A 9,133-nucleotide genomic window follows, 5' to 3' on the forward strand; every position below is an offset into this window, starting at 1 on the left:
GGCATGGCTCTCCTCCAATATGCTTCTTGTCTCGACAACTCGAATCATACCGGGGCGGGCCGTGCCCTCCTTCCTATCTGGACGCTATCCTGCTGTCAAAGTGCGCAAAAAATTGTACGTTACCATTTTTTACACGTTTGACCTGCTGTTTTATGCAGATTTACTCCCAATTGCCGTACAGGGCGGACATGGCGGCACCCCACGGACGGGGAGTAAAAGGTTCGTTGAGGGAGTAAATTGTCCCAGTTGCCTGTCCCAGCTGACCGAAATGCGCCCCAAAACTCAACTGAAACTCAACGGGGCGAAATATGGTGGCTTTTCAACAAAACCGCAGGTCAACAATGGGGAGTAAAAATTTACTCCCCCAAGCGATTCCAACGGCTTCAGCACGCTTCGAATGGTGGGTTTCAGGCATAAGAAAAGCAGGTGTTTCACTCCCAATTGCGGGGGTAAAGCCACCTGCTCACGTTTCAGTAAATATTTACTCCTAGAACTTGGCCTTCCAGTCGGCGTATTCCTCCGGCGTGATCTCTCCGGATTCCAACTCGTTTCGCTTCGCAGCCCAGGCCTTGAGCATCTGAGTCGTCTTGGGCGCCTTCTCAGCAGACGTGTCGATAGAAAGACCAGAGCCATCCTCAGCGGGCACGATTCCGAACTCATCCTCCAGCTGCAGAAGGAGGCCCAGAAGGTCACGAGCGTTCTCCACGCCGAAGTCCTTCAGGGCAAGCGGAGAGATGTCGAGGGCTTCGGCGATGGCTTCGATCTGAGGCTGCTTGGGAGTCCTGAAATCCGTCTCGTAGTGACGGATCGCACCCTCGGAGACGCCGATCTTCTCACCCAGCTCCCCCTGGTAGAGCCCGCGCAGCTTGCGGTAATGCCTGATCTTCTCGCCAGTCGTCATCTTCCCTCCTGAAAATCTAAACCTCGTAATTCTAGCACCGTACGCAAACGTACGCAATTTCTTGACAGTACGAAACCGTACGATTATGATTCGCTCATATCAAACGTACGTAATCGTACGATGTTAGGAGGGTAAATGAACCAAGAAGAAGGCAAGCCAACCATGCTCAACGCAGAGCAGGTCGCACAGAGGCTGAACATGTCGAAAGGGTTCGCCTACAAGATCATCCAGGAGATGAACGAGGAGCAGATCAAGAAGGGTCGTGCGGTGGTCAAGGGCCGCGTCCGCTCCGATCATTTCGAAGCAAGATTCTTTGCCGGTGATGAAGATGCCCGTATATAGAAGCGAGAACGGGACGTTCTACTCCCAGTGCTTCTACCGAGACGGCAGGGGCGCTAAGCGGCACAAGGTCAAGAGGGGCTTCGCCACCGAGCTCGAGGCGCTCATGTGGGAGAAGGACTTCCTAGCGGTTCACAACGGCACCATGGACATGCCCTTCGCGGACTTCGTCGACGTGTACGCCACCGAGATCAAGCCCCGCATCAGGGAGCACACCTGGCTGACCAAGGAGTACATGATCAAGGACAAGATCATCCCCTTCTTCGGGAAGATGAGGATGTCCGAGATCAAGCCCATCGACGTCGTCCGCTGGCAGAACCAGCTTATCGACCACAAGGATGCCAATGGCAAGCCGTACTCGGCCACGTATCTCAGGACCATCAACAACCAGCTAAATGCCATCTTCAATCATGCCGAGCGCTACTACGACCTGACGGGCAACCCCTGCAGGAAGGTAACGAAGATGGGCTCGAAGAAAGGCGGAGAGATGAACTTCTGGACGAAGCAGGAGTATCTGAGGTTCTCGGAGGCCATCATGGACAAGCCTCTTTCCTACTATGCCTTCGAGGTCCTCTACTGGACCGGCATCCGCTGCGGAGAATTGCTCGCCCTCACCCCATCCGATTTCATCTTCGAGACCTCGGAGCTCAGCATCACGAAGTCGTATCAGCGCTTGAAGGGAATCGACACCATCACCGAACCGAAGACCCCGAACTCCGTGCGAAGGATCGCCATGCCCAAGTTCCTCGCCGAGGAGATGAAGGAGTACCTGGAAGAATTCAGGGGCGACCTCGGTCCCCACGATCGCATCTTCGATGTTTCGAAGTATTACCTGACGCACGAGATAGAGCGCGGATGCAAGGAATCCGGCGTCAAGAGGATCAGAGTCCACGACCTGAGGCACAGCCATGTCTCTCTGCTCATCGAGATGGGCTTCTCCGCGCTGGCAATCGCCGATCGCGTTGGTCACGAGAGCACCGATATCACCTATCGCTACGCTCACCTCTTCCCGAACAAACAGACCGAGATCGCCAACGCCCTTGACTGCTCCAAGGAAGGCTAGCTATGCCCTGCCCCAACTCTGCACGCAAAAGGTCAAAGACCATGGCCTTCAGAGTGAGTCCGGAGGAATACGAGCAGATCACCAATTTGGCCAAGTTGAGCGGGATGGACAAGCAGGATTTCATCATGGCCAAACTGATGGACCACGAGATAGTCGTAAGACCCTCTACGAGGGTCTACAAGGCCCTGAAGGGCACGATGGCGGAAATCTACCAGCAGCTGCTCAGAATCCGCGCAGGAGGCGAACTCAGTGCCTCCGTTGAGGAAACACTGCTCATACTGTCCAACATCTTTGCCGGGCTAGAGTCATCTGAGGAGCCCGCCGAAATCGATATCGAAAACCAAAGCGTATGGGATTTGAAAAGAGAGTGAGGGTGTCCGTTTGTGGGGACAAAGGCTAGCAAGTTAGCGCCGTAGAATCCTCGAAGCACCCAGGAACGAAAGGAGCAATTATGGATAACAAGCGATGCGAAATCACCGTCGCCCTGTATGGCGATACATCAGATTGCTCTTCCATTCCTGATGCGATTGCTCCTCCTTCTCCTCAGTACTTTGTGGAGGCTTACGCGACGCGCGACGCTTTCGACGAGGCGTCGGGATGGCACTATCCCATCATCCTGCGTTTCGAAGAATGCGACATCCTAGTCGAAAGGGTTGCTTTAGGAGTGCGAGCTCGAAAATGTTCTGGTGATGCCCGAAAACTCATTGATGGAGTCTGCGTAAACGGAGAAAGCTGCAGCGAGTCTCCCTATTACTCTCGTGTTGAAATTGCTGGAATTTGCGCAGGAGAAACATATATCTCTCTAAGCAACTCACAAGAATCGGGAGAGCATATATCGCTTTTCCTGGAAGAGCATGCAATTTGCATTTCGTGAGAATATGCAATACGACACAAGTGCCCCCATCCCTTGACGGGGGCACTTGTGATTTTGGCTTCGATATCGCTACAGCCTTGAGAAAGCGTTCTTGATCATCTGCGACATCAAGACGCGCCTTTCCTTCAGGAAATCAAGGTATTCCATATTCTCGAATCCAAGCGGAAGGGCATTTTCAGTGCACGAGGTCTTGTATGCCTCATCGCCCAGCGCTTCTTTGAACTTTGCGACGTAGATTTTCGGATCTTCGTCGCTGATGTAAATGTTCTTCTGATAGTCGACGCAAACGAAATTTGCTCGACGATCCTTGGCGTATTCGTAAGGACCGTTCTTCAGGAAGTTCGCTGGGAACAGGTGATGCTTGTCATATGCCTTCTTGGTACCGCTGCTTGCGGGTAGGAGAAGTTGCGCCACGGTGCTGGTGTTAAAGAGCACGCGAGATCCCAGCACTACTTGGGCAGCAAGGAAACCGTTCCAGACGGGACCGCTTGCTTTGTTTTTATCCAGCTCATTGGGAAGAGTTACACCGTAATAGTCGTCGGTCAAACGCGATGAGATTTCGTTTTCGATCCAGGCGCAGAAAGCATCCGCATCGGTAAGCTCGTCGATAGAATTCATCTGCTGCTCGAAAACCGACTCGAAATTGCCCGTGTACATCTGGGTCAAAATCGCCATGGAGAACCAGCGTTTAGCGATGCGCTGCAACTCCATGCCGGTAATTCCGAAGCGGTGCTTTGCAATGAGCGTGATTGCGTAAGTCAGAGGTATCGTGTTCTCGGAACTGACCATCCCCCCGTTCACGTAGCCAGCCTCGCCGAGGGCATTGATGAAGGCATGCCAATCGTTCAGGTCGAGGACCTTGTCGAGGGCCGCGTCGAACTTCTCGAAATTCTCCTCACGCTTAGCAACGCTTGTCTCGCGCGTCTCCAGATCGCGACCATTGAGGATGAGGCGGGCATAACGCAATCTGCCACGACCGAAACCAAGGCCAACGGTCGCCCTGATCACATGGCTCGGCTTAATCGTTAGAAGCGCGTTGTAGGAAGTGCCGACACCTGGCTTGTGGCTGTCCTCGCACCAGTCCTCAATACGCTGCCTTGTCTCAGGCTCATATACGGAAAGAAGAGTCATGATGAAATCGTCTTCATTCAGCTTCGTGCCACCGGAGTTTACGCGGATGAAGATCTGCGACATCTGCTCCTCATCGGCTTTGTTCGAAATCGAAAGGATGGGGATCACGTAGGTGGTTTCCAGGTTCAGAAGCTCGTTGATTCCGTCTTCAACGGCGGCTTCTCCGTCATCATCCAGCTCTGGCACTTCTCGTTTTGCATTGGCCTCATTCAGACGCTTGATGTATTCACGGCGGAACTTGGTAGCTTCGTTTTTCCTTTTAGCCTCAAACACCGCACTCAGGTCTGGGATGTATTTCGCGTCTTTAGCAATAGCGGCGTCCCAGGTATGGAACTCTCTCGCAATGGGGTCGTACGCGATTCGAATCGTCCTGTCAGAGAACGACTGATCTTTTACGGGCACGCCGTACATGGATGAGACCAGGGCCGTAAGGCGCTGCTGTCCATCGATGACGAGCTCTTTAGGGGTTGCATAGTTCTTTTCATTCAAGCCGATGGAGACTTTCTTCTCCTCCTGGTCATCTGGAGCCTCCCAAAGAATGCAGTATCCGATGGGATATCCGCGCAGCATTGAATCGAGCAGGTCGCGAACATCGCTATCCTTCCACACGAAGGGGCGCTGCAAATCAGGAAGGCCAACTCTTCCTTCAATAACGTCGCTAACTAGTTTTCCAACCGGTCGGTCAACTCTTGTAAACAATGGTTCAGCCATAGCAGATCTTTTTCTTCTACCGCAAACTAGATGTTTGCATAGTGGTACGTTGTCTCAACGTCGTATACGACATCATCAATAGCCAAAGCATCAAAGTGCTTTTGAGCGCATTCAATCTTCGCCTTCTCCGTCGGCCTCAGGTTCGGAGTTCCGTTTCCACCGCCCTTAGTCTCCATGACGAAGTAGACACGCTCCCTACCCTCGACCTCCTCGACGTACGCCCAGTCGGGGTTGTAGCTGCCAAGAGGGGTGTCAATCTTGAACTTGCTCGGAAGCTTGGCGAATACTTTCACTTGCTCCGACTGGTCAAGAGCAAGCGCGTAGGGCTTCTCGACGGTCGACGAGTCATAGACAACGTAGTTGTACAGGCTCTTGCCACTGGTCGGTTTCCAAGCATTCTGGTCAAGATAGGCTGTCAAATCCTCAACCGCCAGGATGTCCATGGTGTACCACTCGCTCTCAGGGAGCTTCGTGTACTTGATCCCCTGGGAAACTACCTCATTCTTCGCAGCTTCGATCTTCGCGGCGACTTGAACAAGGAAGGTCATCGGATCAACTTCGAACTCCTTCAATCGGCCGCATTCCTCAAGGATGCGTTTGATGGTCTTACGAGTGAGGCCGACGGCATCCTGAAGCTCGGAGATGGGATCAGGAAGGTCGTAGACACGCTCGATATCCGTGCGGACCACGGAGCGAGTGATATCGTCTTCCTTGGTGCTATCTCCGAAGAGGTCCTTCTTCTTGCGAACCGAGACGCCAGCGTCGCCGACCTCGAGGCCTGCGCGAATGCTCATCACTTCGAGTGGCTTAATCTTCGGCATGTGAGCGATGCCGTCGACGGCCTTCTCGACAAGAAGATCAGTGTCGATATCCATCTCGAAGCGCGTGGTCTGGCGAATGCGCTCCCAAAGCTGCTGGAAAGCAGGGTCCATGGACACATCCTTCTGCAGCTCAACCTCGACCTGATTGCCCTTGTCCTTGATCTGCAGCTTCTGGGACTTGTGCAATATAACGGCTTCGACCTGCTCTTTGACGATCTCGAGGCCCTCTGGCATCTCGAGCTCGCCATTCTCTGCAACCTGTTTCAATTCAGGCGTGATGGCGCCCTTTCCGTCAATCAGGCCCTCAGCTTTAAGTGCCTTGTAGATTTGCTCGGAACGCTCGAAGCCAAGCTTCTCGTCGTCTCCGTCTTCGTTCTTGAATTCAATTCTCGTAAAGGACTCTGGCGTGAGCACGCCGAATTTATAACCCTCGTGCTCGAACTCGGACTGGAGTCCGTCCGCAAAGGACTTGTACGACTCATTCGCGATAACGGTCAGCACGTTGACATCCGGATCGTAACTGCGCTCGCCGTCTTGGTTCACGGGCAGGCGGAGTCCGCGACCAATCTTCTGGCGCTTGGTCAGGGTGTCGGTGGTCTCCACCAGGGTGCAGATCTGGAACACGTTCGGGTTGTCCCAGCCTTCCTTCAGGGCTGAATGGCTAAAAATGAAGGCTACGTCCTTGTCGGGGTCCTTTCCGTCTGGGAAGGAAATGAGGGTCTCCTTCTTTTGCATGATGAGCTCGAACGCGGAGGAGTCGGCGCTGGTGCTTGCCCCCTCCTTCGAGTCCTTAAACTTGCCCCTGCCGTCTTTGGCGAAGTAGCCCTGGTGCAGCCCTTTTCCATCGATGGGAAGCGGAACGCCGGCTTTCTTGTAGCGTCTCTGCCACTTGTCGCTCGTCGCAATGCGGGCGTACTCTTCCTCGAATATCTCGGCGTATTCTCCGTTGTGAACGCTCGGCTCGTAGAGTCGGTACTTCTCGACCTTGTCGATAAAGAACAGGCTTAGGACCTTGATGCCGAACTTGTACAGCCTGAGCTGTGTCTCAAGATGGTCCTCAATGGTCTTGATGATCTGAGCACGCTTGATGGCTTCGGAGGCTACGTCTCCCAGCACGTCACCGGGCTCGAGATACTCGCCATTCTGGAACTCAACGAACTCGTCACCAGCAGCCGTACCGATGTTGCTGACGATCCAACCGCTCTCGTAGTCGCTGTTCTCCTTGGACTTCTGATAGAGGTCGTCGCCAGACTTGACAGTCACAGCCTTGCGCTTCTGACTGCCGTCGGCCTGTCTCACGTCGATGGTCAGCTTTGCCTTATAGCCGCTGCGCCCATCAGTGGAGTCAAGACGGATATACGCACCGTTGAGATCCTCCTGGGAGAGCACGGAGTCGACAACAATGCCCTTTACGAGACCGCGCTGGAACGCATCAACAGGACCCAGCTGATACAGCATGTTGTACGCTTCCTTGTGGGTCGCGGAATAACGAAGCACAAAGAGCGGATTGAGCGACTTGATGGCCTTCTTTGCTTTGGTTGTGTTATCGACGCTCTGAGGCTCATCGATGATAACGATGGGATTGCAGGAGCTCACCAGCTCCTGGGGGCTCCTGCCACCGATAAGCCTCTCGCTTGGACGGTGGAAGATGTTTGTTGTGCCCTTCTTCTCGTCGGAGTCGAGCTCCTTGTTGAAGGCGCCGATGTTGATGATCATTACCTGGATGGCGGATGACGTGGCGAAGTTGCCGACAGGCCCCATATCCTTTGAATCGTAGACGAAGAACTCCAATGGCTTCTTGTCGTAAAGGCTTTCGAAGTGCTTCTTGGTACTCTCGAAAGATTTCTTTACGCCCTCGCGGATGGCGATAGAAGGCACAACGATTACAAACTTGGTAAGCCCGTATCGTTTGTTGAGCTCATAGATAGTCCTGATATATACGTAGGTCTTGCCCGTGCCGGTTTCCATCTCGACAGTGAAGTCGCGCAGACGGCCATCAGTGAGCACCTCGGTCCTTGCAAGACAGTTGTCCTCCTGGACTGCATGGAGGTTCTCCTCAAGCTGCCTGGCGGAAACGCGAAGATTATTGGCATGACCCACGACAATGGCATCGCTGAACATGCCGCCAACGGTACCTGCAGTGAACTCTGACGACATGAACTCTTGGCCGCGGAAGAGATCGCATACTGCAGCAACGGCATCGACTTGATGCTCCTGCTCTGCCGAATATTTAAATTCCAAAGCCGGCATCCTACACCGTCCTCAGATCGATCTTCTTCTGAGTGCGCTCCTCAACACGCTTGAAAATTTGCAAAGCGTTAAGCTTCAGCGTGTCGTCAAGGATTGAGTCGAGCATCAAGACGCGATCGGGCTCAAGCTCCGCAATCTCGTTAAGGGTCTGCACGGTCAGTCCTGGCCTCATGCAGCAGATAAGCGCATCACCGGCAATCGAGTAGCATGCATAGCCATTGATTTCGGTCTTTTCAATTGGATACGTTAGCTCGAGGCCCCACTTAAGCATCATCTCAAATATTATGTCTTCGTCAGAATAGTTAGGCTTGATGCGATCGAGAACCAATTGACCCGGCGCAGGTTTCGTTATGCCCGACTCGTCCAAAACAAATACTCGGAATCCCGCATCTACACCACTGTCAGCGCCATCGAAAAGCGATGAATTCCTATTTACTAAGTCCTCTTCGATTTGCTCCCAATCCAGCCTCAGCCTTTCTTCCGCCAAACTGGTCAGCGAAGGCTCTAAACCTCTAGCGACTAGATAATCAATAGCATTTTTTGTAATCTTCTTGTTGGAGCCAACTGCAGTGCGAAGATTGTCCTCTAGACTCTCAGGCAGCTGAACCAGCAGCCAACGTACCTTTTTGCCCGCAGCCATTGAATATTTTTCAACGGCGTCGCCCGTTGTGCCAGAACCTGAGAAGAAGTCGAGAACGATATCTCCTTCTTTGAGTCCGAATGCAGAAAACAGTTTTATAAGAACATTCTCGTCCTTCGGATTGGAGAAGACCTTCTGGCCGAAAAGACGCTCGAGCCGCTTTGAGGCAGATCGGCCATCTTGATAGATCATACTTGTTAGACTTTGGTTTTCCGTATTCCTCAAATATGTTTTGTTATTAGGAGCAGTAGATTCGTCGTCACCGAAATGGACAAGGCCGGTACCGTCAAGAATCTTGCGCACTTTTCCGACAGCCTCATAAGCCCGCCGTCCGGTGCGGCTACCCCTCCAGCAGAGTCACGTCCAGATAGCGCCTCGAGCCCCACTCGCTCTCGGCCACGTA

At 53.1% G+C, this 9,133-nt stretch carries 9 protein-coding genes; 5 read left to right on the forward strand and 4 right to left on the reverse strand.

The window, feature by feature from the left end; all coding sequences use genetic code 11:
• Positions 1–352 (forward strand): hypothetical protein (locus C2L71_RS12210; protein WP_204600488.1); only part of this gene is annotated, 352 nt, incomplete at its 5' end.
• A 135-nt stretch (positions 353–487) separates the two neighbouring features.
• Here the strand turns inward: C2L71_RS12210 and C2L71_RS11690 are convergent.
• A complete protein-coding gene (locus C2L71_RS11690; protein WP_103265939.1) occupies positions 488–901 on the reverse strand; it encodes a helix-turn-helix domain-containing protein in 414 nt (137 codons plus the stop codon).
• A 135-nt stretch (positions 902–1,036) separates the two neighbouring features.
• On the opposite strand from C2L71_RS11690, the gene C2L71_RS11695 reads away from it, so the two are divergent.
• From C2L71_RS11695 to C2L71_RS11955, 4 genes are all read left to right on the forward strand, one after another.
• Positions 1,037–1,243: a hypothetical protein gene (locus C2L71_RS11695; protein WP_039688987.1), complete on the forward strand. Its 207-nt coding sequence runs from the start codon at positions 1,037–1,039 to the stop codon at positions 1,241–1,243.
• Positions 1,230–2,303 (forward strand): site-specific integrase, encoded by a 1,074-nt coding sequence (locus C2L71_RS11700; protein ID WP_103265944.1) that lies wholly within the window; start codon positions 1,230–1,232, stop codon positions 2,301–2,303. The genes C2L71_RS11695 and C2L71_RS11700 overlap by 14 nt, the downstream gene beginning before the upstream one ends.
• A gap of 2 nt (positions 2,304–2,305) precedes the next feature.
• The gene (locus C2L71_RS11705; protein WP_103265940.1) at positions 2,306–2,674 is read left to right on the forward strand and encodes a plasmid mobilization protein; all 369 of its coding nucleotides are present in this window, start codon (positions 2,306–2,308) and stop codon (positions 2,672–2,674) included.
• 80 nt (positions 2,675–2,754) lie between these two features.
• Entirely contained in the window at positions 2,755–3,177 is a 423-nt protein-coding gene (locus C2L71_RS11955; RefSeq protein ID WP_129588522.1) for a hypothetical protein, read from the forward strand.
• A 69-nt stretch (positions 3,178–3,246) separates the two neighbouring features.
• Here C2L71_RS11955 and C2L71_RS11710 read toward each other — a convergent pair whose 3' ends face one another.
• From C2L71_RS11710 to C2L71_RS11720, 3 genes are read right to left on the reverse strand one after another with little or no spacing between them, the layout of a single operon-like run.
• Positions 3,247–5,019, reverse strand: a complete 1,773-nt coding sequence (locus tag C2L71_RS11710; RefSeq protein ID WP_103265941.1) for a GmrSD restriction endonuclease domain-containing protein — start codon at positions 5,017–5,019, stop codon at positions 3,247–3,249.
• A 26-nt stretch (positions 5,020–5,045) separates the two neighbouring features.
• Positions 5,046–8,090: a restriction endonuclease gene (locus C2L71_RS11715; RefSeq protein ID WP_103265942.1), complete on the reverse strand. Its 3,045-nt coding sequence runs from the start codon at positions 8,088–8,090 to the stop codon at positions 5,046–5,048.
• Between the two features lies 1 nt (position 8,091).
• A complete protein-coding gene (locus tag C2L71_RS11720; protein ID WP_103265943.1) occupies positions 8,092–9,033 on the reverse strand; it encodes a DNA methyltransferase in 942 nt (313 codons plus the stop codon).
• Positions 9,034–9,133: the final 100 nt, after the last annotated feature.

The organism is Enteroscipio rubneri (assembly GCF_002899715.1).
GTDB lineage: Bacteria > Actinomycetota > Coriobacteriia > Coriobacteriales > Eggerthellaceae > Enteroscipio > Enteroscipio rubneri.